Origin of the sequence: Thermoflavimicrobium dichotomicum, from assembly GCF_900114055.1 — a bacterium.
GTDB lineage: Bacteria > Bacillota > Bacilli > Thermoactinomycetales > Thermoactinomycetaceae > Thermoflavimicrobium > Thermoflavimicrobium dichotomicum.
Genome location: NZ_FORR01000030.1, coordinates 1 through 24537, shown reverse-complemented (window position 1 = coordinate 24537; position 24537 = coordinate 1). Strand labels below are relative to the sequence as shown.

Genomic DNA, 24537 nt, shown 5'->3' with positions numbered 1-24537 from the left:
ATCCACCGTGTGCCCTTAGTAGCTTAACCTGTTGCTAAAGGTACTCGTCTCGGTGATACCCTTGACTTGACTTCATTTCCTTATCTAATTTTCAAAGTGCGTTTCTCATTTTCACCGCTCATCGCGGCGACAGTGAATAATATATCATGCTTCGACAAAAGATGCAATACCTTTTTTTATATTTTTTTCTATCAACCTCTTCAAACCAAGTTGGTGCAGCATAACCTGCTTTTCATTTTATGCTGGCTCTTACCATCCCCAAAGGGGATAGCGAGCCAATCTGTCTTTCATCCCTCATTCAAAACCATGATCTTTCAGGCGGCAAGAGCTGTATATCCCCAATTATTGCTGCTCTTCAGGTGGCATGGTGGATTTTCGTACGACCAATTCCGGTAACAACACCACCCGCTTTCGGCTTTTCTCTCCTTGAATTTTCTTTACAAGGAGGTCCACAACTTGCCGGCTCATTTCACATATGGGCTGTTGAACCGAAGAAAGGGGAGGATCGACCATTTCAGCCATAAATGTATTATCAAATCCCACAACCGAAAGATCATTCGGTATCTTCAGGTTTCGTTCACGTGCAGCCTTAATTACTCCAATAGCGATCAAATCATTGCAAGCAAAAATCGCTGTAGGCGGTTCAGGCAGATCAAACAACTGGTTTGCGCAATGATATCCACCCTCGACGGTTGCCTGAGTAATGGCCATGTAATTTTCCTTCATTTCTACATTTGCATCCGCTATGGCTTTGCGATAACCATCCATCCGTTTTTGATTGCTTGGTGCTTTTTCTGCGACGATCGCGATTTTTTGGTGTCCTAATTGAAGCAGATACTCGGTTACCTGATATCCTCCAAGAAAATCATCAACGGTCACACTGTCAATAGCAAGGGAAGGAATTTCCTGAGAAATCAATGCGATTGGAAAGTTTTCTTCCAGCAGTCCTTTTAATACTTGATGATTTTCAAAGCTGGATGCAAGGATGATGCCGTCAACACTTTTCTGTTTCAGCAACGTGATATAGCGGACCGTCTTGTCTGGATCGTTATCTGTACTACACATCACGACACTAAAGCCCAGTTCCTGCCCCCGATCTTCCACTCGTCTGGAAAGTTCGGCAAAAAAAGGGTTTGCAATATCAGGAATCAGCAAACCGATGGTATAAGTGTGTTTGCCAGTAAGAGCAGACGCCAAAATACTGGGTTGATAGTCCAATTGTTTCATGACTTTCAACACTTTTTGCCTGGTTTTTTCACTAATCCGCCCTGTATTGTTAATCACCTTGGAGACGGTCGCAATCGAAACGCCTGCCTCCCGGGCTACATCATAAATGGTTGGTTTCATGTTCCCACACTCTTTCAAACTCAACAAGATATTTAATGAAAAGGAGAATGGAATGAAGAACCGTTTTTCCGAAAAGCTTTTCTACATCACAATGTCAAGAGCGCGCCGGAAAAACGGTTCTACCTATTTGATCGATGAAATATATAAAATATTGTAGTATATTCGACCATCCAGTACAAATATTTCATCTCGATTTTTTATTCGATATCCGATAACAAGCCATAAATATATTCCAATGATTTCTTTGCATACTGCACAGGAGGATGAACGGTTGGATCCTGTTCTCCTTCAATCAAGGCCCAGCCATGATAATCTCTGGTTACCAACTCTTGAAAGATGGGTTTGAAATCAATGGCCCCATCGCCCGGTACCGTAAACACTCCACGTCTAATGCACGTAATAAAGTCCGCTCCTTCTGTTCTGGCTTGCTCCAATACATCCTGGCGCACATCTTTTAAATGAACATACCCAATGCGATGATAGTATTTTTTCAGAAGCTCGAGCGGATCGTTTCCTCCATAGTAAGCATGACCTGTATCATATAGGAGATAGACCAATTCTGGGTCTGTCATTTCCATTAAACGGTCAATTTCCTCTGGTTGCTCAACAACGGTACCTCCATGATGATGATAAACCAGTTTCATCCCGTATTCCCTGGCAATTTCACCAGCTTGATTGAGCCCTTCGGCCAGGCTTTTCCATTCTTTATCCGAAAGTCGAGCCACTTCTTTTTCATAAGGAGTTCGACGTGGATCCCAATGGAGCGAACCCCCGATTTCTGCAGTACTGATCACTTGGCAACCCATCTCTTTCAAGAAGAGCACATGTTCCCGATAGGCGCGAAGTTCTTGGTCCCGATAGCTGGCATCCGAGAATAAAACCGATTTCCATTGGGTAACTAATATTAATCCTCTTTCAGCCAGTTCTTTTTTGAGTAGTGGAATATCTTTCGGAAATTTTCTACTCATTTCTGTACCCGTTAATCCTAATGATGCAATATCGGACATCACTTCCTGATAACTGTAATAATCCCCATGTTCCCTGACATCTTCTCCCACCCAGTTAATCGGATGGATGCCTAGTTGGAAACGATATTTTTTCATTTACTACATCTCCCATCTTTTTGTAGTAAAAAAGCCAGGCTCTTTTCACCTGGCTTTTCATGATGCCTTTCCAGAGCAGCCAAATTCCCGTATTTTCCTTTTTACTGATGCTTTGACAGCTTCTCTGGCCGGAATCAGGTATTTGCGCGGATCATACTCATTGGTATCCTCGGCTAAAATGTTGCGGATCGTCGCTGTACAAGCCATCTGGTTTTCCGCATTGACATTAATCTTTGCAGTGCCTGATGAGATCGCTCTCTGAATATCCTCTGGGGGAATTCCGGTTCCTCCATGTAAAACGAGAGGGACACCTGTCCGTTTTTGAATTTCTTCCATCCGATCAAAGCCCAGCTTTGGTTTCCCCTTATATGGACCATGTACGGATCCAAGAGCAGGGGCCAAGCAATCAATGCCCGTTTCACGAACCAATTTCTCGCATTCCTCCGGGATGGCATAGGCCGCTTCTGCCTTAGTCACAATCAGGTCATCTTCCCGTCCGCCTATTCTGCCCAATTCAGCTTCCACGGTAATGCCCAATACATGAGCCATATCGACCACTTTTTTGGTTATGGCAATATTTTCTTCCAATGGATAATGGGAAGCGTCGATCATGACCGAAGTAAAACCGGCTTGTATGGCTTTAACACAGGCATCAAACGAAGTCCCATGATCCAGATGGAGCGCAACAGGAACCGTGATTCGATATTCTTCGATGAGGGCTTGTACCATGGCGACAACCAGCTTATATCCCCCTATATAAGGAATATAAGGTTCACTCACTCCCAAAATCACAGGCGATTGTTCTTCTTGTGCCGCTTGCAAAATGGCCTGTGTAAACTCCAAATTGGTGAGATTAAATTGGCCGACAGCGTATTTGCCGTTTAGAGCCTGGTGTAACATTTCTTTCATCGAAACAAGCGCCACGTTTGATCCCTCTCTTTCCATTACCAACGTGCAGTAACCATTTTCTTTCTGGTATAAAACTCCACACCATCTGGACCATTGGCATGCAAATCGCCATAGAACGAATTTTTCCAACCGGAGAATGGGAAAAAGGCCATGGGTGCAGGTACTCCCAAATTAACCCCGAGCATTCCCGCATCAATCGTTTCACGGAACTTCCGCACATGGCTTCCATTTTGGGTAAAGATGCAAGCCCCGTTGGCAAACTCAGAACGATTGGCCAATTCAATCGCTTCTTCCAATGTTTCTACTCTCGTAATCGATAACACAGGAGCAAAGATTTCATCTTTCCAAATGGTCATATCACAAGTGACACGATCGAAAATAGTAGGTCCAACAAAGTATCCTTCCGCATGAGTTGCCGCATCTTTACGGCCATCCCGGATCAAAAGCGCTCCTTCTTTTTCCCCGATCTGGATATACTTCAGGGTTCTTTCCTTATGTGCTTCACGAATCACCGGTCCTAGAAAGACCCCTTCATCCAGTCCATTTCCAATCACCAGTTCATTGGCAGCCGCGACTAATTTTTCCGTCAACTCATCCGCAATATCTCCCACTGCGACTACGACAGAGCAAGCCATGCAACGTTCTCCAGCGGAGCCAAAGGCCGCATTGATAATTTCAGTTACCGCAGCATCCAGATTCGCATCCGGCATCACAATCGTATGATTTTTTGCTCCTGCCAAAGCCTGAACACGTTTCCCATGAGCTGCTCCGGTTTTATATACATACTCGGCCACCGGTTGCGAGCCGACAAAGGAAATCGCACGTACATCCGGATGTTCCAACAAGCCGTTTACCACATCATGGGCGCCGTGAACAATATTGAGAACACCATCGGGTAAGCCTGCTTCCTGGAACAGCTCCGCCAAACGGTTGGCGAGCAGAGGTGTTCGTTCTGATGGTTTAAGGACAAAGGTGTTTCCACAGGCAATAGCCAAGGGGAACATCCAGCAGGGAACCATCATGGGGAAGTTAAATGGCGTAATTCCTCCAACGACACCAATCGGATAGCGATACATCCCTGACTCAATGTTGGTCGCAATGGTGGCAAGCTGTTTTCCCATCATCAGGGTAGGAGCTCCGGCAGCAAATTCCACGCACTCAATACCACGCTGTACTTCGCCATATGCTTCCTTGTAGCTTTTTCCGTTTTCCATCGTGATCAGTTTCGCCAGTTCTTCCCAATGCTCCACCAACAACTGCTGATATTTAAAAAGGATGCGTGCTCTGCGTGGAACAGGGGTCTGGCTCCAGGTCTTGAAAGTTTCTTTTGCCACAGCTACTGCCTGATTCAATTCCTCTTTAGTAGAAATCGGAACATAGGCAAGCACTTCGCCTGTTGCTGGATTTGGAACGGGCTCGTTTTTTTCGGAAGTGGATGCTACCCAGGTACCACCGATGAAGTTTTTCAATACTTTTGCGTTTGTCATATGGAATCTTCCTTTCTTAACGGTGTTTGCGAATATAGTCTGTAACTTGCTCCACTGTCGGCATGGCATCCGAACAGCTATGGCTGGAAATGACAATCGCTGCAGCCGCACTACCAAATTCCATACATTGATCCAAATCCCAACCTTCCATGAGGCCATAGATAAATCCGGCTGCATAAGAGTCACCAGCACCGAATGTTTTTACGATCCTGGCTGGAAAGATCCCACCCTGATGTTTGGTTCCCTGTTTGGTGTATGCAATGGAACCTTTCTGTCCATGCTTGATGACAACGATTTTGGCATGATATCGAAACCATTTCCCGGCCGTGACATCATCATCTTTTTTTGTATGTTCAAATTGTTCCATCATATCAAATTCTTCTCGGGTCCCAATAATGACATCGCATTTTTCCGCAGCCAAATTGTAATAAATGGCGGTTTCTTCAGAGGAAGTCCAGGTATAGGGACGATAATCCAGATCAAATACGACCACCACATTGTGTTTTCTCGCATATTCAAGTGCGAGAAAAACCGCTTCCCGGGAAGGGCTTTTGGCCAGCGCCGTACCGGAAATGAGCAGGCATTTGGCCTGTTTGATGTAATCTTCGCTGACTTCATTTGGCTCCAGTTTCAAATCGGCTACATTATCCCGATACATGAGAATGCTGCAATCCGTTGGGCTTTTAATTTCCGTGAAAGCAAGTCCTGTCACCGCTCCTGTCCGGTCAGTCACTACACCCGATGTATCAATGTTGTTTTTTTCTAAATAACGATGAATGAATCTTCCCATTTGATCATTGGCAATTTTACCGACAAAACCCACTTTCTTTCCCAAACGGGATATGCCAATGGCAATATTGGCGGGTGAACCTCCAACATATTTTGTAAAAGTCGATGTTTCTTCCATCGGACGATTGATTTCATTGGCATTCAAATCAATACACAATCGACCGATCGCAATAAAATCCAGTGGTTTTTGATGGTCAAACTGGATATGTTTCATCGTCTAAAACCCCCTTTCTCCAAACCTTATCGCTTGAATCGTTCCATTAACCATTCATGGTCTGGATCATTTTTAAACTTCCAAGTACGAACAGGGCCTGCCATTACATTGAGATAATAGACTTCATATCCTGGAGGCGCGGAGACAGGATGATATCCTTTGGGAACGAGTACGACGTCACCATTTCTGACGACCATGGTCTCATCCAGCGAGCGATCGTCGGTATAAACGCGTTGAACGGCAAAACCATGATCAGGTTGAATGCGGTGATAATAGGTTTCTTCAAGATAAGACTCTTCGGGCAGACGATCCTCATCATGTTTGTGTGGCGGATAACTCGACCAATGTCCCTCTGGAGTGAACACTTCGACCACCAGCAAGCTGTCTGCCGGCTTCTGCTCTGGCAAGATGTTGTGGATCAAACGCTCCATATTGCCTGAACCCCTGATTTCCACACCTACGTCTTCGGGAGATATGCATCTCGCCTCATAAGTTCCTTTTCCGGGAGCAAGACAGACGGCTAATTGAAGTTCAGTCAACGCTTCGACTTCAAACCAGTCCTGCGATGGAACATATACGGAATAAGGAGGAATTTTTTCAAAGACACTCATGCGTTTGCCCAGATCTGTCCATTTTTTCTTCCGGGTCGCGACATGGGCTTTTCCTTCAAGAAGAACAATGCACGCTTCCAGATCCAATGTTTCTTTTCGCAAGGTTTGACCGGGTTTTAAGGCATACACCTCGAAACCAACATATTTCCATCCAGCAAATTCCGGCGTAACGGAAAGAACTTTTCCGGATGCATCCGGTGAGGTACTTGGAACAATGAGCTTGGACATCGGATTTCTCCTCCCTTTTCCCTATAATTCTCTTGCTTTCTGTACATGCTCTTGCATCTTTGCATATGCTTTCTGCACTTTTTCACTCTTGGAGACTTCAGCAACCCCCACACGCCACCATGATTCATATCCATCGGTATTGGTTCCTGGAAGCACCTTGATATCAATCAAGGTAGAAACTTTTTCTTTTTTCGCCGCTTCCAACGCCGCCTGAAGTTCCTCCACCGTATGAGCGGTATACGTCTTTGCTCCAAAACTTCGTGCATGAGCCGCAAAATCGATGGAAATATAATCCCCTGTCAGGCGATTGGTTTCAGGCGAACGGTAGCGAAATTCGTTGCCGAATCCTTCACTTCCATGAGCCCGTTGCAAGTTATGGATGCATTGGAATCCATGATTGTCAAAAAGGAGAACATTGATCTTATATCCTTCCTGGATACTCGTCAGTAATTCAGAGTGAAGCATCATATAGCTTCCATCTCCAACCAATGCATACACTTCCCGATCAGGATCAGCCATTTTCACGCCCAATGCACCACTTACTTCATATCCCATGCATGAAAAGCCGTATTCCATATGGTAGGTTTTTGGCTCTTCGCATCGCCACAAACGGTGCAAATCACCGGGCAAACTTCCTGCTGCGCAAACGACTGCCGCATTTTTATCGATCAGCTCATTGATGACTCCCAATACACGGGTTTGAGCAAGTCCATCTTCCCGTTCAATCTGATACAGGCGATCTACCTCTTGATCCCATCTCTCTTTCCATGTTTGGATTTCATCCTGGTAGGCCGTTTGGTAGTTTTGTGACTCCATCACTTTCTTTAAAGCTATGAGTGCTTCTTTGGCATCGGCTACCACCATCGTTGAGTTCATTTTCATTGCATCAAATGGACTGATATTTATGTTTAAAAATTCTGCTTCCGGGTTTTGAAAGAGAGCTTTGGACCCAGTCGTAAAATCGGAATACCGGGTACCTACCCCGATGATCAAATCGGCTTCTTTCGCCAATAGGTTGGCAGACAGCGAACCGGTCACACCGATTCCCCCGACATTTAGCGGATGATTCCATGGAAGTGCGCTTTTTCCGGCTTGTGTCTCTGCTACAGGAATCTGGAAAGTTTCAGCAAACTCACGAAGCTCTTGGGTTGCCAATGAGTAATGAACCCCACCACCCGCAATAATGAGCGGTTTCTTTTTGCTAAGAATCAGCCTGGTGGCCCGTTCACGAACTTCCTGTGTCATCGGTCGGCGATCGATGTAATGCACTCTTTTATCAAAAAACTCAACAGGATAGTCGTACGCCTCACACTGCACATCCTGGGGCAATGCCAAGGTTACAGCTCCTGTGTCAGCCGGATCTGTCAAAACCCTCATCGCATGGACAAGAGCGCTCATCAACTGTTCAGGGCGAACAATCCGATCCCAATATTTACTTACGGGTTTAAAAGCATCTGTTGCAGCAATGGTATAATCACTGGGATCTTCAATTTGTTGCAACACAGGATCTGGCTGTCGGCAGGCAAAATGGTCACCCGGTAAAAGCAATACAGGAATCCGATTAACCGTAGCGGTTGCTGCAGCTGTGACCATATTCAAGGCGCCAGGACCAATCGAAGAGGTACAGGCAAAAATGCTTAACCGATTTTTTTGCTTGGCGTAGGCTGCGGCTGCATGAACCATTCCTTGCTCGTTCTTGCCTTGAATAAAGATCAGATTTCCCGGATCCTGTTCCAACGCTTCACCTATTCCTGTCACATTTCCATGTCCAAAAATCCCCATAATTCCCTGAACAAATTTGTATTCTTTCCCATCGATGGAAACATACTGGTTATCCAGAAATTTGAGTAACGCTTGAGCCATCGTCAATCGTATCGTCTTCATCGAATATTCTCCTTTCAAATTTTGGGAAAGCGCTTAACCTATATTAATAATATACCTCTAATCCAATAAACCTTTCAAGAAATTCATTTTCTTTTGAGCATTTTTTCTGGTGATAACATCAACACCTGTATCAATTCTCTTGCTTACTTTTTCTTTTCTGATTGCTTTTAATGCCGTCTCCACCCCTTTATATCCCATTTGATAAGGATTTTGGGCGATGGTTCCCGACAAGTTTCCGGCCTGAATCGATTCCAATGCCTCAATGGTTCCATCTGTACCAATGACGGGAATTTTCAATTTTCTAGCCTCCAAGGCTCGAAGAGCTCCGATCGCCATATCATCATTCGCACTAAAAACACCTTTGATATCTGGATTTTTTTGTAAAATATTTTCCATTACCGATAGCGCTTTTTCCTTATCACTGTCTGCAGGTTGCTCTGCTACAACTTTGATCCCCTTGGCTTGCAGAACTTCTTTCGCGCCCTTGACACGATGATCCATGGCCGTATTTCCCAATGCTCCAGCGATAATGGCCACTTTATCGCCCGGTTTTAACATGGAAGCCAGTTGTTCTCCTCCCTTTTTTCCAGCTGTATAGTTATCTGTTCCAAGAAAAGTGACTTTGTCATCCCAGTCAGCATCTGTATCTACCAACAGAACAGGAATCTTTTTTTTCTTCGCCATTTCAAAGGCCGGAATTACTGTAACGGGCTGGGAAGGAGATACAACCAGAGCATCGGGCTCTTGCGTAATCGCATCTTCAAGGAGTGAGATTTGTTCATCAATTTTTGCTTCGGAGGAAGGTCCCACGATGGTTACATCAACGTTCAGCTTTTTGGCTGCCTCTTTGGCACCGGCCTCTACAAATTTCCAGTACTGACTGCTCAACGTTTTCAAGATCACCATCACTTTTGGCCTTCCATCCTCTTTCATGGACTCGCACCCTGCCGTAAACCAAACCAGGCACAAGATTAAACCAATGATGAATAACCGTTTCATGACTCGTTCCTCCAAGTCTGTTTAACCTTCTCACCTACATGAACCCGTTGTCCCGTTTTCCATGAGATTTTTGCTGCCATTGAGATTTCGAGAGCTTTCTTGCCATCGATCTCCGTCACCGATGGTTTTTCCTCTTTACGTAAACAATCAATAAAATGATTCATCTCCAATAGATAGGACTCTTTGAAACGTACGGGGAAATGAGGGACAATATCATGTACACTCCCCTTATCGGTCAGCAATTGCACATCATGATGCCTTAATGATCCAATGCGAATCGACCCTTCTGTTCCAACTACTTCCGTAAAAATGTCATAGCCATACATGGCATTGCGGCTTCCCTCGACATCTCCTGCCGCACCAGAATCAAAAGTGAGATAGGCCAACGCTTGATCAGCATCCCCGCACTCCTTCATGAATGGATGAAGCAGTACCGTTCCGTGCGCATGTACCGATTCCACCTCAGCACCCATCAGAAAACGTGCCAAATCATAATCATGAATGGACAAATCAAGGAAAATGCCTCCGCTCTTTTGAATAAATTCAGCCGGCGGTGATCCTGGATCTCTGGAAATGGACTTGAAATAAATGGGTTTTCCGATATCACCCGCATCAATTCTTCGCTTGGCTTCCGCATACGCAGGATCAAAGCGACGCATAAAGCCCACTTGACAGAAGATCCCATTTTCCCGGATCACATCGATCACTTCATCCGCTTCTTCCAAGGTTTGCGTTAACGGCTTCTCCACAAAGATATGCTTCCCATGCTGCGCTGCAAGCTTGATCATATCCGCATGAAAAGCGGTCGGTACCGCAATGATCACCGCATCGATCTCCGAATCCTCCAGGATACTCTGTGAGGAAGTGCTCCATTGAACTCCTAACTCATGGGCCACTTTTTCGGCTATCTTTTCTTGCGGATCAACAACCACACTCAGTTTGGCCCCTTTTACTTTGCCAGCCAGATTTTCAGCATGCCAGTATCCCAGACGTCCAAGCCCAAAAACGGCACAACGGATTTGTTCCCTCATCTTTGAATACCAACCTTCTACGAAAAATTAAACGCTTACATTTTGCTTGCACGTTGACGCAATACATCGATAAACACAGCTGTAATAATGACAAATCCAATCACTGCCATTTGGAAATCTGCCGAAACGTTCAACAAGTTTAAGCCATTTCTCAATACAGCGATAATAAGCGCACCAATCATGGTTCCCCATACGGTTCCGACTCCGCCAAAAAAGCTGGCTCCACCAATAATGACGGCAGCAATGGCATCCAACTCGTAGGACAGACCCGCCAGCGGGAAAGCAGAGTTCACACGTCCAACCATAACCAGACCGGCAAGTGCAGCCATCAATCCGCTCATGGTATAAACAATCACCAATACCCTGTTTACATTAATGCCTGAAAGGCGAGCAGCTTCTTTGTTCCCGCCAATGGCATAGATATATCTTCCGGTGGCTGTTCTTGTTAAAAACAGGTGAAACCCGACATAAACAATGATCACCAATAAGAAACTGATCGGTACAGGGCCAATGAATTCTCTTCCTACAAATTGAATCATGTATGGAAATCCGGCGATGGGAGCTGCAGCGGTGACGATTAGAGCCAATCCCCGGGCAATATTCATCGTTCCCAATGTTGAAATAAACGGGTGTGGCAAGCGAAGCTTCGTAAGCAAAATGCCATTTAACCAACCAAAGAAAGCACCGACTCCCAGACAAACCGCCATGCCCAGAATGGGATTCATTCCCCATTTCACTACCACAATCCCCATCAGCATGGTTGAAATGGCTAGAATGGATCCAACAGAAAGATCGATTCCCGCTGTCAAAATGGTCAGCAACATTCCGATCGCCAATAAACAGTTAACCGAGGACTGCCGAAAGATGTTCATCAGGTTGTCCAAGGTCAGGAATTTATCCGTCAGTAAAGTCAGTGTGACAGAGAGTAAAATGAGCCCAATCAGTGCACCAAATTTGTCCAAAAAACCTTTGGCTATTTTCTTTTCTGCTGAAACCTTCCCAGCAACATCAAGCATTCTGGATCCCTCCCGTAGCCGCTTTCATAATGATCTCTTGATCTGCTTCCTCTCTTGATAAATCCGCCGTCATTTTTCCTTCATGCATAACCAGAATCCGATCACACATCCCCAACAGCTCTGGCAAATCAGAAGAAATCATGATCACCACTTTTCCTTGTTTTACCAAGTCATTCATCAAACGGTAAACTTCCACCTTCGCTCCCACATCAATGCCTCTGGTCGGTTCATCGAAGATAAACACTTTGGCGTTCGTCGCCAGCCATTTGGCAATCACCACTTTTTGCTGATTGCCGCCACTCAGTTTTCTGGCAGGCACATCGACATCTGACGGGCGAATCCGTAATTCATGAAGATAACGATTTGCCTCCTCGTTCAGCTTTTTAAAGCGCAGGAAAGCCCCTTGTTTCAATCTTTTCAAGCTGGTAAGAGTCATATTGAACTCCAGATCAAGATCCAGAATCAATCCTTCTCCCTTCCGGTCTTCCGAAATCAATGCCAAACCAGCTTGAATCGCATCTTGTGGAGACCTGATCGTGACTTCTTCCCCAAATACATATACTTTTCCTGACTCAATCGGTTCCGCTCCAAAAATGGCACGAGCCAATTCAGTACGTCCAGCGCCTACCAAACCTGCGATCCCCAAAATTTGTCCTTGATAAGCAGTGAATGAAATGGTTTCTTTTCTCTTCCGGAGTCGAAGATCTTCCACTTTCAATCCTTCAGCCCCGATGGTAAAAGATTCTTTGGGGTATTGATCTTTTAATTGACGTCCCACCATCAATTGGATCATCTGTTCCGTACTCGTCTTTTTAACAGGCAAGGTCGCCATTTTACATCCATCTCTCAAGATGGTGATCCGATCGCCAATTTGCTTGATTTCATCCAGGCGGTGGGAGATATAAATAATAGCGATTCCCTGTTTTCGCAAATCATCGATGATTTTGAGCAGAGTCTCTGTTTCCGAGGCGCTTAAACTTGCTGTTGGCTCATCCATAATGATTAGTCGGGTATCCATCATCAGCGCCCTGATAATCTCAACCAACTGCTGTTTGCCGATTCCCAGAGAGGAAACTTTGTCTTCAGGGGAAATATCCAGATTTAAGCGCTTTAGATATTCGGCAACCCGTTTCTTCATTTCTTTTTGATTAAGGAGTGAAAATTTGCCGCTGTTCTTTATCTCTCTGCCCAAGTAAATGTTTTCATAAACCGTTAATTCGGGAATGAGATTCAACTCCTGATAAATTGTAGCAATTCCCAAGTTCATCGCATCCAAAGGACTTTCAATCGCAACCCTGTTTCCTTCCCAATAGATTTCTCCCGAATCTTTCCTGTAAGCTCCGGTTACGATTTTAATTAACGTGGATTTACCAGCACCATTCTCCCCCAATAAGATGTGGACTTCTCCCGCTTTGATCTCCAAATCAATGTCTTTCAGTATACGAATGCCTGAAAAACTTTTATTCACTTTCGAAAGTTTAAGCAAAGAGGTTTCTTTTACAGCTTGCATCTTTCTTTCTCCTTTTAACTTGATAGAGGAAAGCGCTTACCTTCACAGTCTGAAAAATTCCTCTCATCATCGTTTTGCAGCTCAGATAGCTTCACAGGTCTTTTTTCCAGCCAGGATCTTCTGGCTGCATGGGCGATCATTTCAGCTTGCAGACCATCATGACCATCTACCAGAACAGGACGGTCTTCCAAAACGCTTTCAATAAAACTTTTCACTTCCTCCAGATAAGCATGGTGATATCTTTCCAAAAAGAAATACTTTGGCTTATCCTGATAAACGCCCTCTGCTGTACTGATCAATGCCGTATTGGGATAATCGTTGTCCACGGTAATACATCCTTTTGAGCCGAAAACTTCCACTCGTTGATCATAACCATAAACGGCCTTTCGGCTATTATCAATGACACCAATGGCTCCGTTTTTCAGTTTGAGGACGGTAACAGCTGTGTCTATATCCCCGCATTCGGCAAATACGTGATCGATTAACACCTCTCCCTGAACATATACCTCTTCTACCTCACTCCCTGACAAATAACGAACCATGTCAAAGTCGTGAATGGTCATGTCAATAAAAATACCACCTGATTTTTGAATATATTCCTTTGGAGGGACAGCCGGATCTCGCGATGTTACTTTAATAATATGGGGATTGCCAATTTTTCCGGATATAATCGATTCGCGTACCTTTCGAAAATTATGGTCAAATCTTCGGTTAAAACCTACCTGAAGCTGGACACCTGCCTGTTTCACGGATTTAAGCGCTTTCTTTGTTTGTTCCATTTCAAAACTGATCGGTTTTTCACAGAAAATATGCTTGCCAGCTCGGGCAGCTTCCATGATGATGGAAACATGAGTATCTGTCGAAGAACACACAAAAACGGCATCGATTTCATCGTCTTCCAGGATTTCCCTATAATCACCCGTAACACGAGGAATTCCTAATTTATCGGCCCATGCTGAGACATTTTCCAAATAAACATCAGAAACCGCTTTCAATTCCACTTGTGGAAAATGAAGCAGATTTTCTGCATGAAGCTTACCAATTCGTCCGGCTCCAATCACTCCAATTTTTACTTTCTTCAATATAATCGTCCTTTCCTTTTATCTATTAATATTTTGATGTTTGCGAATAGGGAAAGCGCTTACCATTATATTAATTCATTATGAATATTTTATCAACAATAAATTAATACTAATTATATTAATGTAATTCTGTTTATTTATTGAATTTTGTCACATAGAAAAAAGCCAAATAGAATTCTTCTACTTGGCTCCAATCGTTGACAAAGACACTGTTTTTGGAGTGAGACTTCTTTTGTCGTTTCATGCGAACAAAAGCAACTACCAGAACCTTTCATTTCTCCGCATCCTCTTCTTGGCTTCTTGTTGATTCTGATCCCTTTCTACAGATCTTCCTCTTCGAGATTACGAATCTGCGGCTTCAATCCCATAGATAAATCGACCAGTCCATTTCCTTCTGCCCACTTGTCATGCCCTAATGAGACGGTATGCTTGCATAATTGGGCATAGACTTCCGCTTCCGTCAAGCTTCGCCGGAATGCTTTCTCTGCCTGGTTAATAATCAATGCAATGGCTCCAGATACATGTGGGGTTGCCATGGATGTTCCAGATAAGGTTGCATATTGGCTTTTCGGATAAGTAGAAACAATTTGATGTCCAGGTGCAACCAGATCCACTTGACTGTTGGTATTGGTAAATTCAGTAAACTTGCCTTGAAAATCCACCGCTCCGACTTGTACCACTTCCGGATAGGCACCCGGATAAGATTTTTCTTCTGTCTCTGCCTTACCATCGCCCTCATTTCCTGCCGCGCATACCACCACAATTCCTTGCTCTACGGCTCGTTTGATGGCGGCGTGCAATTCCGGATCATCATTCGGTCCACCAAGTGACATATTTATCACACGCACTCTTTGACCATTTGACCCTTTCCAGTTTGTAGCATAATCAATCCCATTGATCACGCTCTCATAAGTACCTGAACCATCATTGGAAAGTACCTTTACGATCAGCAATTTCACTTGTGGGGCCACACCCACAACTCCCAGATCATTTTCGATCGCTGCAATCGTACCTGCGACATGGGTTCCATGTCCGGCACCATCATCAACCTGATCGGGATCGCCATTGTAATCAGTAGAAAAATTTCGCTTATCGATAATGCGATCTTTCAGGTCTGGATGGTCTATCTGGCATCCTGTATCCAACACGGCTACAACCACATCTTCCCCTTTATTGCTTGCCTGCCAGAATTCAGGTGCTTTAATCATTTTTACTCCTTTGGGGATTTCGCTACGCTCCTTCATTACTTCTTCAACTTTGTATGGAATTAACTTTACTTGAGTCATGAGACCCCTCCCATTTTTTCATTGATAGGCTTTGATCACAACGTATTACAATATATGCAAAAGCCACTCCCAATCATGTCCATTATTCAAAAATATCGGAATAAAAAATGCCCTGATCAGGAGTACTCTCTAAGATTTACAGGAAAAACGAGATCTTTCAGCGCTATCCTTCGATCTTGATGTAAATCAAAACCATCCTCTTTCCAGTTGCCTCAAGAAAGAAGATGATCACTTTGTAAATATTTCTAAGTCCAAAAAAGGAAGCCTTCCAAATCCAGCTGTGTTTAAAGCGAACTATTTTGAGTCTATATTCGAAACATCTTTTTCAAGCAATTTTTCAATCTAATTAAAAAGGGTAAGTCGATTCATCATCAGCCTCATTCTGTTTCAGTCTCAATTGAAGAGTATTTAGAGTATTTCTAGTATCATTCAAACTCAGCCATAGATTACGGTTTTTTTCTCAAGCTTCCGAATTTGTTTATTCTTTTCCTCTAATTCTATCCTTAATCGTTTCAGTTCCTCTATTAAAAGGTTAAGTTCATGAGAGAAAGTTACCAAACTGCTTTCCTCAAGGCTAAAAGATTTTTGGGTATATTGATTTTTATTATATTCTTTAAAAAATTTTGTGAATATTAAATTTCCAGATGGTTAACTATTTCTTGGTCTGAATCATATTGCTCCTGTATATAATTTTGAATTTGTACATTTTGACCATATTCATCATGATTGACATTATTCAAGTCTACTGGCTTATGTCTTCGATTTTCTGTTATTTCTCTTAGCCGTTCAAATAAGGGATAAATTTTTTCAATCTCTAAATTGCCTTGTGCATTGATAAATAGAAAAAACGGATAATCAATGATCTGTTGCTCATCAAAAACCCGGATCCACTCTTGCTCAATCTGTGCCTGAAAAGTAGTGAGAATTAATCCTTCCTTTCCTGGTTTTCTATGTTCTTTATTTCCACGATTTTTGTGTTCAATTCTTCATTCAAATATTTTCGACAAACCCATTCATCAATAAACTTTCTTATTTTTTCTTTCGACATTGAGACTCCCTCCTCAAAGTGATGCAAAATAGCACAACTCGAAGTAGCAGAATCTCTACTGTAACTTTTGTTTTCTCTTTCTCTTGCTCATTGATTTGGTTTTATGCAATGCATCTAATTATATTTTAAATAATCATAAAATAATATACAACCATTATTTTTGTTAAAATGAAATTATTCTTTATAGTTCTTTATCTCCAAGACGAATGATAACATAGATATCATTCTGTCTCATCCCAAAAGAACTAAAATCCAATTTTAAAAAATGCAAATATATATTGAAACTATATTTCAGAAAAAATATAATATAGTTATAAATGTAAACCCTTTCATTGATTGGTATGAATCATAGCAGCAGAAAAATGAAATAACCATCCACAAGCAGATTAGGTTCAGATGGATTATCAAAAGTAGCCACATACATGTACAAAAGAAGAAAAAAGGTATCTATTTCAGGAGGCCATGAAGGGCTTCTATTGTACCGGGGACTTTCAATATTAACGAACCGATCGAACCGATCGTTTTTGGGGTTCCCATTGTATTAAATCCCATCATGATTATTCCATTTGTCATTGTTCCGATTATCACTGGTACACTATCCTATATTGCCACAGTAATCGGCTTGGTACATCCCACTTATATTCTCGTTCCATGGACACTCCCCGCTCCAGTTGGCGCATTTCTGGCAACGGGAGGGGATTGGAAAGCGATCATACTCGTATTGGTCAATATCCTGATCTCTTTCATGATCTATTTACCTTTTCTCAAAGTCTATGATTGCCATCTTATCGCCCAGGAAACGCAAACAGAAAAAACAGCTTCATAACTGAATAGCAGTGGGGGTCATCTCGAAGATTCCCACTTTTTTTCTTATTGTGCCTTGTGTTTCAATTCTATTGGAGAAAGGTGTTTTGGAAATGTCTTTTCGACTTGGTTTCAAACATGGGGGGATTCATCCATGAACCCACCAACAGGTGTAAAAATAGTGACGATTGGTGGAGGATCCAGCTATACACCCGAATTTGTCGAAGGATTGATAAAAAGATACGATGAACTCCCTGTTCGCGAACTCTGGCTGGTCGATATTGAAGAAGGTAGAGAAAAACTGGAAATTGTGGGGAAGCTGGCTCAGCGAATGGTCAAAAGAGCGGGCATTCCCATGAAAGTCTGTCTTACTTTGAATCGCAAAGAAGCCCTGGTAGGTGCTGATTTTGTCACAACACAAATACGAGTCGGTCTCCTGGATGCGCGTATCAAGGATGAACGCATTCCTTTGAAGCATGGCATTATCGGCCAGGAAACCAATGGAGCTGGTGGTTTGTTCAAGGGACTCAGAACGATTCCTGTTTTACTTGAAATCGCTGAAGAGATGCAAGAACTATGCCCCGATGCCTGGTTGATTAACTTTACCAATCCTGCGGGCATGGTAACGGAAGCTCTCCTTCGTTACAGTTCCCATAAAAAAATCGTAGGTGTATGCAACCTGCCCGTTCACATGAAAATTTCGATCGCCAAACTGTTGGGAGTACAATTGGAAGAATTGCAGATTGACTTTGCCGGATTAAATCATCTCGTTCATGGACTGAATGTATATGTCGATGGAAAAAACGTAACCCATCATGTGATTGATCTGCTTTCCAGACCGGAAAATCAGGTAACCATGAGGAATATTGCTCCCGTACCATGGCAGCCAGATTTCCTGAAAGCCTTGGGAATCCTGCTGTGCCCGTATCACCGCTATTACTTCAAAACAAAGGAGATTTTGGAAGAAGAACTGGAAGCATTCAAGAAAGGAACGACACGGGCAGAGGTAGTCAAAAGACTGGAAGCGGATTTATTTGAGCTATACAAAAATCCTGAACTGGATATAAAACCTCCTCAGCTTGAAAAGCGCGGAGGTGCCTACTATAGCGATGCTGCCTGTAACCTGATCTCTTCGATCTACAATGATAAACAGGATATTCAAACCCTAAACGTACAAAACCAGGGAGCCATTACAGGTATTCCCGATGAATCTGCCGTAGAAGTAAACTGTATCGTAACCAAAGACGGTCCCAAACCGATCCCTGTCGGCGAATTGCCTGTGGAAGTCAATGGGCTCGTTCAACAGATCAAATCTTTTGAACGCATTGCCTCGGAAGCGGCCGTAACAGGTTCCTATGAGAAAGCATTGCTGGCCATGACGATTAACCCATTGGTACCAAGTGATGAAATCGCGAAGAAAGTCTTGGATGAGATGTTGGAGGCACATAAAGAGTATTTGCCGCAATTTTTCCCGAAGAAGGTGTAAAAGAACCCGTTATCTTGGGAACTGTCACTGCACCAATGCCAGTAAATCGCGATGCACTCATTTCATGCAGGAGGAATCAATTATGTCCAATTCATTGAACCTGGAGAATGAAATTTTTCTGATCATTTCCCATGGAGGGAATGCCAAATCCCTTGCCTATGAAGCCCTGGATGCAGCTGAGAATAATGACTTCAGCAAAGCGGATGAATTGTTGAAACAGGCAGACGAAGAACTGGGAAAAGCCCATCAAACACAAACCAAACTGATCCAGGCAGAACTGAATGGCTCTCCGATTGAAAAATCCTTACTCCTTATTCACGCACAAGATCATTTGATGACAGCGATCTCTGAAAAAAACTTGATCGAACGTTTGATCCGAATCTTGAAAAAACAACAGCCTTAATGATAAATTAAATGATCTAGTATGAAACTGTGCCTCATCGATCTGCCAAACCATTCATTAAAGTATTGGAACAAGCAATTAAAAGACATTTACATAAAATTGAAAAGGGGATCTTTCATTGTTACAAGCGATTTTATTATTCTTGCTCGCTGGATTGGCTGAAATTGGTGGTGGATATCTGATTTGGCTCTGGTTACGAGAAGGAAAGTCGAACTATTTGGGGCTTTTGGGAGGAGCTGCTCTGGCTTTGTACGGTATCATTGCTACTTGGCAATCCTTCCCTTCCTTTGGTCGGGTATATGCAGCGTATGGTGGAATATTTATCGTTCTTTCAGTTCTATGGGGGTGGGGCGTTGATAAAAAAACGCCCGATTTTTATGACTGGATCGGTGCTGCCATCTGTCTGATCGGTGTAGGCATCATGTTATGGGCACCGAGAAATTAAATCGAAAAACTACATCCTTTCTTAAGCAGTGTCCATTTTTTTATTTGAGGACACTTTTTTCTTTGCTTGATGGGAATGGAAGGTGGCGATGTATTTAAAGCCAAACTGGACCAGTTCATGGAAAGGTTCGGGATGCGTGCGCCAGGTGAAATTGATATTACAAGAGTTCGCTGGAAAGAAGCACCAACCATGCTTGTCCCATCCATTCTCAGCCACATAAGAAGCAATGCGCCCAACGAACATCGGGAAAAATTCAAACAGGGAGAGCAAGAAGCGAATGAGGCGATACAGGTTTTGTTAGCACGCGTCAAAGCAACACGGGGCGGCTTGAGAAAAGCAAAAAAATTATCCCGCCTCATCACCCTCTACCGGAATACGGTAGGAATACGTGAACTGCCCAAATATATCATCATCCGGTATTTTGATATTTACAGAGAAGCGATTTTAGAAGAAGCAAACATTCTTTTTGAAAAAGGAATCATTGAAAACAAAGAGGATGTCTTCTATCTGACGTTGGATGAGCTGGTCGCCTTGCTGGAAAAACGCTTTACGGATGATGTCAAGGAATTGATTCATTCCCGAAAAGGATTGGAAATGCAGTACCGGAAGCTTACTCCTCCCCGTGTCATGACAAGTGATGGAGAAATATTCACAGCTGAAAGAAGCAATGAGCAGGCTCCTCCAGTCGCTTTGATCGGTATTCCTGTATCTGCAGGCATTGCAGAAGGATATGTCAAAGTGGTTCGCAGATTGGAAGAAGGATCATTGAACAAAGGCGATATATTGGTTGCACCTTATACAGATCCAGGTTGGACACCTTTGTTCCATTCAGCAAAAGCGCTCGTGACGGAAATAGGGGGTATGATGACCCACGGTTCGGTTGTGGCCAGAGAGTACGGAATTCCTGCCGTTGTCGGTGTGGAGAATGCAACGAAAATATTAAAGGATGGCCAATATGTCCGTGTGGATGGTACAAAAGGTTACGTGCAGATATTGGATGAGAAAAACTGATGGTCATTAAAAGGAACGGTCGAGTCAATGGGCTGATTCAAAAGCAGAAACAAAAGCATATGATCCAAAATATATAGAATACATTTCAGTTTACTCCAAATATAATATGAATTGCATGGAAAATGGACTGACTTTTAACCTTTTGAGTCAGCCCATTTTTTTCTTTTTTCTATGAGAAATTTGGTATATCACTATGAAAGTTCATTCGGCCCGGGCATTGGTCTCCTTCTCTCGATAAGCCACTACCAAATCATACAAATCCATGCTGGGAACAGATCCACTGCGAATATCGTATCTCTCCGGGCGATAGGTACGATTTACATAATACTCTGCAATCCTCATTAGCCGCTCGGATCCTTTTTCCACTTTAGCGTATTGCGCTTCTTCCAGTAGATGAACCGCACAGTAGAGGTCGGTCAACTTATCCATCAAATGGCGTGCATGGGCGTTTTGAACCCGAGCATCTGCCTGCAACAAATATGCGACATCATTTGCTACTTCGCTAACTTGTTCAGTCAACACTTCAATAGATCCCTTTAACTCCGGCAGAGTTACTTTTTTCAGCGTTTCCTGAATATCCTTCAATAGTATACTCCCTCTTCCTTGCTTTCTCGCCGCTTCTCTTCCCAACGTTTTTAACACTTCCAACCCCATAATATTGGAAGTTCCTTCCCACACCGTGTTCACCTGTGCATCTCGCAACAGGCGTGGTGTAACATACTCTTCAATGTACCCATTGCCACCGTGCAATTCCAATGCATCCCTTGCGTGTTTTACTGCATTTTCGGAGCAGCGATATTTACTCATGGCCAAAAGCAAACGAAGCAAGGTATTGTTATCCTCCGTATCTTCCCCATACGTATGAACTCTGTCAAACATTTGCATCATCTGTGCCACCAAAGTCCATTCTGCTTCCATATCTACCATCATATCCAACAGAGTTTCTCTAACCATCGGATAATGGACAATCGTTTGACCAAAAGCCTTCCGTTTTGAGGCATAAATCACCGCTTCCAGAAACGCTCTCCGTGAAATAGCCAACGCCCCCGTAGCTGTACACATGCGGGAAACGTTCAGCGCTTCTGCCATGATCTTAAACCCTTGTTCTTCTTCTCCGATCAAATACCCTACTGCTCCGTCCAGGATCAACTCTCCGCTCGCCACCGCACGAACGCCCAGCTTATCTTTTAATCTGCGAATGGTAATCCGATTTTTTTCTCCGTTTTCCAGATACCTGGGCATTAAGAATAAACTTAATCCCCTAGTGCCTGGTGTATCTCCCACTCGTGCCAGAGTGATGGAAATGCCCGCGTCACAGTTGCTGGCAAACCATTTTTCACCTGTAAGCAGATAGTGATCCCCATTTTTTACAGCACGGGTTTCAGTGGCTCCAACATCTGAGCCGCCCTGAATTTCTGTCAAAAAAGTGGCTCCTTGTTCGAGGGTTCGGCGGTCCATGCTGGCGAGCTTGGGGAGGAATTTTTTCTTTTGTTCTTCTGTTCCGAATTTTTCGATGACAAAAGCGACAGACATGGTCAACGCAACTGGACAGGTAAATCCCGTCTCCGCCCCAGACATCAGCATATGCATCAACTGGGTGTAGAAAAAAGGAATTTTCTCCGGCACATCATCACGGTAACGCCAGCCGATCACCCCAGATTCAAAGCAATCTCCCACTGTGGCAAGATAACCTTCGTTGTACCACACTTCATTGATCTCTTCACCCTGGCGGTTGTAACGAATCAGCTTGGGTTGTCCATCCCGGTCAGTATAGTTCGCACGTCGATTCATCGGACCAGCGGCATATTCCCCCAGTTTGGAAAGACGTTTTTCGCCCCACTCTTTCAGCCGAGGCAGGTAACGGTTGAAATAGTACTGCATAGTAAAATCACTTTCATACCAATTCACATCGGTTCCATCATGATAAAGGCTATAATCAATCATCGATTACATCCCCTTTGCTAGATGTTTTAACACTTTACCATTGACGTTGCGGGGAAGAGCCTGAACAAAGCTATAGAGACGGGGTTGCTTGTAATCAGCTAAACGGGTGGAGATATACTCCTTCAGGCTCTCTTCTGTCACCCTCTGACCAGGCCGGGCCACCACTACTGCTTTGACCGTCTCCCCCCACTCGGGATGAGCAACCCCCACGACACAGGCTTCCAGCACTGCCGGATGGGTAACCAGCACTTCTTCTATTTCCCGTGGATAGATGTTCACTCCTCCGGAGATAATTACATCTTTCTTTCGATCCACGATAAAGATATAGCCATCCTTATCCCGATAAGCGATATCTCCCGTTTGTACCCATCCGTCACGGATCACCTTCGCTGTCTCTTCAGGGTTGTTATAATATCCAAGCATGTTGCTCTCGCCCTTGAGCAGGATTTCACCATATTCCCCAGGGCCTGTCTCTTCTCCCCTGTCATTCACCACTTTCACTTCCATATTCACAACAGCCTGTCTGCCAATGGAGCCATTTTTTGTCTGGTGCTCTTCAGGACGCAGACAAGTTCCGCTAGGTCCTGTTTCCGTCAATCCATACACATGCATAAAAGCATCGTGTCCAAACGCCTGCTTTACCCGTTCTAATGCGGCAAGTGGAAAAGCAGAAGCACCATAAGCGAAATAGCGCACATGGGAAAAATCGCCGGAAATTCCTTGTTTGGCGGCCATAATATAAGCGATGGGGGCAGCAAATGTTGTAGTCACCTTCTCCTGCAAAATCCAGTTGATAAACCGTTTGGGATCATAATCATCAATAATATGAACAGCTCCTACAAAAAGAGCTCCGAGAAAAAAGGTTTGCAACGGAGCAGAGTGAGAAAATGGCATCACATGCAGGACACGATCATCGGGGGTATGTTTGAATTCAATGGCGATGGCAGTAGCAACGGGAATGACCCGTTTATGATTAAAGAGAACTCCCTTGGGTTGACCTGTAGTTCCAGAGGTTAAAAAGAGGGTACATGGATCTTCTTCATGAATAATAATATCTGGGGGATTACTGGGGAGAGTGGTGCACTGCTCCAACAACAACTCTATACTCTGTGCAATGATTTCTTTAGAGGCAGCATCTTCTATAAGTGATGAAAAATTTTCTTCATAAAACAGGGCGGTGAGATCAAAGTGCTCCACCACACGGCTTATTTCGGCGGCGGTAAAGCGAACGCTGATGGGGAGAACAACCGCCCCGCATTTCAATACAGCAAAGTAGAGGCGCAAAAACTGTTCGTTATTGCGGGAAATAATTCCCACATGATTTCCTTTTTGAACGCCCAGTTGGATCAGCTTTCTTGCCAAGCGATTGCTCTCTTCATCCAGCTGTCGATAAGACATGCGAACATTTCGAGTAATAATGGAGATACGGTCACCAAACTTCCTGGCATTTCTAGCGAGCAAATCAGAGAGGATCATGGCTATTCCCCCTATGAACCAAATGAAGTAATACTATTCAGAAACGCTTCCAATTGGGTTTGCCGATCTTTCATAAGTCCATTCATCCAGTTTGAGGATGGTAAAAAGGTTGTTTGTTGCACCCAAACCCATCAATTTCCAGACAATCATTTGCGCAAAACATTTGCTCCAAAAATTGTTAATTATCTGTTAATTGGTGAGAGCTAACTAAATAATATAAATATTTTTCTACTGAGTCAATCGTTTTTTCATCGACCAGTCTTACCTTATATCTCTAAAAATATACAATAAGAAAAAGAGCCATCCAAGTTTTGGATGGCTCTTCCTTGTGCCTGGCAACGACCTACTCTCCCAGGGGTCTTCACCCCAAGTACCATCGGCGCTGGAGGGCTTAACTTCCGTGTTCGGGATGGGAACGGGTGGG

The 24537-nt window shown here is 43.7% G+C and carries 20 protein-coding genes, 1 rRNA gene and 1 pseudogene; 5 read left to right on the top strand and 17 right to left on the bottom strand.

All coding sequences use genetic code 11. The features are described 5' to 3' along the window. Nucleotides 1–342: 342 nt before the first annotated feature. The 14 genes from BMZ78_RS17450 to BMZ78_RS19435 form a co-directional block, all read right to left on the bottom strand. The gene (locus BMZ78_RS17450; protein ID WP_093231678.1) at nt 343–1347 is read right to left on the bottom strand and encodes a LacI family DNA-binding transcriptional regulator; all 1005 of its coding nucleotides are present in this window, start codon (nt 1345–1347) and stop codon (nt 343–345) included. A gap of 197 nt (nt 1348–1544) precedes the next feature. Beyond that, nucleotides 1545–2450, bottom strand: a complete 906-nt coding sequence (gene iolE / locus BMZ78_RS17445) for a myo-inosose-2 dehydratase (protein WP_093231677.1) — start codon at nt 2448–2450, stop codon at nt 1545–1547. A gap of 57 nt (nt 2451–2507) precedes the next feature. Then, nucleotides 2508–3374 (bottom strand): class II fructose-1,6-bisphosphate aldolase, encoded by an 867-nt coding sequence (gene fba, locus BMZ78_RS17440; RefSeq protein ID WP_093231676.1) that lies wholly within the window; start codon nt 3372–3374, stop codon nt 2508–2510. A 20-nt stretch (nt 3375–3394) separates the two neighbouring features. Beyond that, a complete protein-coding gene (locus tag BMZ78_RS17435; protein WP_093231675.1) occupies nt 3395–4846 on the bottom strand; it encodes a CoA-acylating methylmalonate-semialdehyde dehydrogenase in 1452 nt (483 codons plus the stop codon). Between the two features lie 16 nt (nt 4847–4862). Next, nucleotides 4863–5849, bottom strand: coding sequence for a 5-dehydro-2-deoxygluconokinase (gene iolC / locus BMZ78_RS17430; protein ID WP_093231674.1), 987 nt, complete (start codon nt 5847–5849; stop codon nt 4863–4865). A 26-nt stretch (nt 5850–5875) separates the two neighbouring features. Further along, nucleotides 5876–6688 carry a 5-deoxy-glucuronate isomerase gene (gene iolB, locus BMZ78_RS17425; RefSeq protein WP_093231673.1) on the bottom strand — a complete coding sequence of 271 codons (813 nt, stop codon included), beginning with the start codon at nt 6686–6688 and terminating at the stop codon, nt 5876–5878. A gap of 21 nt (nt 6689–6709) precedes the next feature. Continuing rightward, the gene (gene iolD, locus BMZ78_RS17420) at nt 6710–8572 is read right to left on the bottom strand and encodes a 3D-(3,5/4)-trihydroxycyclohexane-1,2-dione acylhydrolase (decyclizing) (protein ID WP_093231672.1); all 1863 of its coding nucleotides are present in this window, start codon (nt 8570–8572) and stop codon (nt 6710–6712) included. A gap of 57 nt (nt 8573–8629) precedes the next feature. Continuing rightward, complete coding sequence (locus tag BMZ78_RS17415) at nt 8630–9571, bottom strand: sugar ABC transporter substrate-binding protein (RefSeq protein WP_093231671.1); 942 nt, start codon at nt 9569–9571, stop codon at nt 8630–8632. Continuing rightward, entirely contained in the window at nt 9568–10602 is a 1035-nt protein-coding gene (iolG, locus tag BMZ78_RS17410) for an inositol 2-dehydrogenase (protein WP_093231670.1), read from the bottom strand. Before iolG (BMZ78_RS17410) ends, BMZ78_RS17415 begins: the two co-directional genes overlap by 4 nt. 35 nt (nt 10603–10637) lie before the next feature. Continuing rightward, entirely contained in the window at nt 10638–11618 is a 981-nt protein-coding gene (locus BMZ78_RS17405; RefSeq protein WP_093231669.1) for an ABC transporter permease, read from the bottom strand. Continuing rightward, nucleotides 11611–13128 carry a sugar ABC transporter ATP-binding protein gene (locus tag BMZ78_RS17400; RefSeq protein WP_093231668.1) on the bottom strand — a complete coding sequence of 506 codons (1518 nt, stop codon included), beginning with the start codon at nt 13126–13128 and terminating at the stop codon, nt 11611–11613. Before BMZ78_RS17400 ends, BMZ78_RS17405 begins: the two co-directional genes overlap by 8 nt. 14 nt (nt 13129–13142) lie before the next feature. Further along, nucleotides 13143–14210 (bottom strand): inositol 2-dehydrogenase, encoded by a 1068-nt coding sequence (iolG, locus tag BMZ78_RS17395; protein WP_093231667.1) that lies wholly within the window; start codon nt 14208–14210, stop codon nt 13143–13145. 320 nt (nt 14211–14530) lie between these two features. Beyond that, the gene (locus tag BMZ78_RS17390) at nt 14531–15496 is read right to left on the bottom strand and encodes a S8 family peptidase (RefSeq protein ID WP_093231666.1); all 966 of its coding nucleotides are present in this window, start codon (nt 15494–15496) and stop codon (nt 14531–14533) included. 925 nt (nt 15497–16421) lie between these two features. Continuing rightward, on the bottom strand, nt 16422–16544 hold the full coding sequence (locus BMZ78_RS19435; RefSeq protein WP_281244593.1) for a hypothetical protein: 123 nt from the start codon (nt 16542–16544) through the stop codon (nt 16422–16424). Nucleotides 16545–17010: 466 nt separating this feature from the next. Between BMZ78_RS19435 and BMZ78_RS17385 the strand changes: the two are divergent. The 5 genes and pseudogenes from BMZ78_RS17385 to BMZ78_RS17365 form a co-directional block, all read left to right on the top strand. Further along, nucleotides 17011–17370 (top strand): annotated as a pseudogene (locus BMZ78_RS17385) (PTS sugar transporter subunit IIC); the annotation flags it as partial. A gap of 132 nt (nt 17371–17502) precedes the next feature. Further along, the gene (locus BMZ78_RS17380) at nt 17503–18834 is read left to right on the top strand and encodes a 6-phospho-beta-glucosidase (protein ID WP_093231665.1); all 1332 of its coding nucleotides are present in this window, start codon (nt 17503–17505) and stop codon (nt 18832–18834) included. 82 nt (nt 18835–18916) lie between these two features. Next, on the top strand, nt 18917–19237 hold the full coding sequence (locus BMZ78_RS17375; protein ID WP_093231664.1) for a PTS sugar transporter subunit IIA: 321 nt from the start codon (nt 18917–18919) through the stop codon (nt 19235–19237). A gap of 118 nt (nt 19238–19355) precedes the next feature. Beyond that, complete coding sequence (locus BMZ78_RS17370; RefSeq protein ID WP_093231663.1) at nt 19356–19682, top strand: YnfA family protein; 327 nt, start codon at nt 19356–19358, stop codon at nt 19680–19682. A 69-nt stretch (nt 19683–19751) separates the two neighbouring features. After that, entirely contained in the window at nt 19752–20693 is a 942-nt protein-coding gene (locus BMZ78_RS17365) for a PEP-utilizing enzyme (RefSeq protein WP_093231662.1), read from the top strand. Between the two features lie 201 nt (nt 20694–20894). Here BMZ78_RS17365 and BMZ78_RS17360 read toward each other — a convergent pair whose 3' ends face one another. The 3 genes from BMZ78_RS17360 to rrf all read right to left on the bottom strand — a co-directional run. Next, a complete protein-coding gene (locus BMZ78_RS17360) occupies nt 20895–22637 on the bottom strand; it encodes an acyl-CoA dehydrogenase family protein (protein WP_093231661.1) in 1743 nt (580 codons plus the stop codon). Between the two features lie 3 nt (nt 22638–22640). Beyond that, nucleotides 22641–24113: a class I adenylate-forming enzyme family protein gene (locus BMZ78_RS17355; protein WP_093231660.1), complete on the bottom strand. Its 1473-nt coding sequence runs from the start codon at nt 24111–24113 to the stop codon at nt 22641–22643. Between the two features lie 330 nt (nt 24114–24443). Continuing rightward, nucleotides 24444–24537 (bottom strand): 5S ribosomal RNA (gene rrf / locus BMZ78_RS17350); the annotation flags it as partial.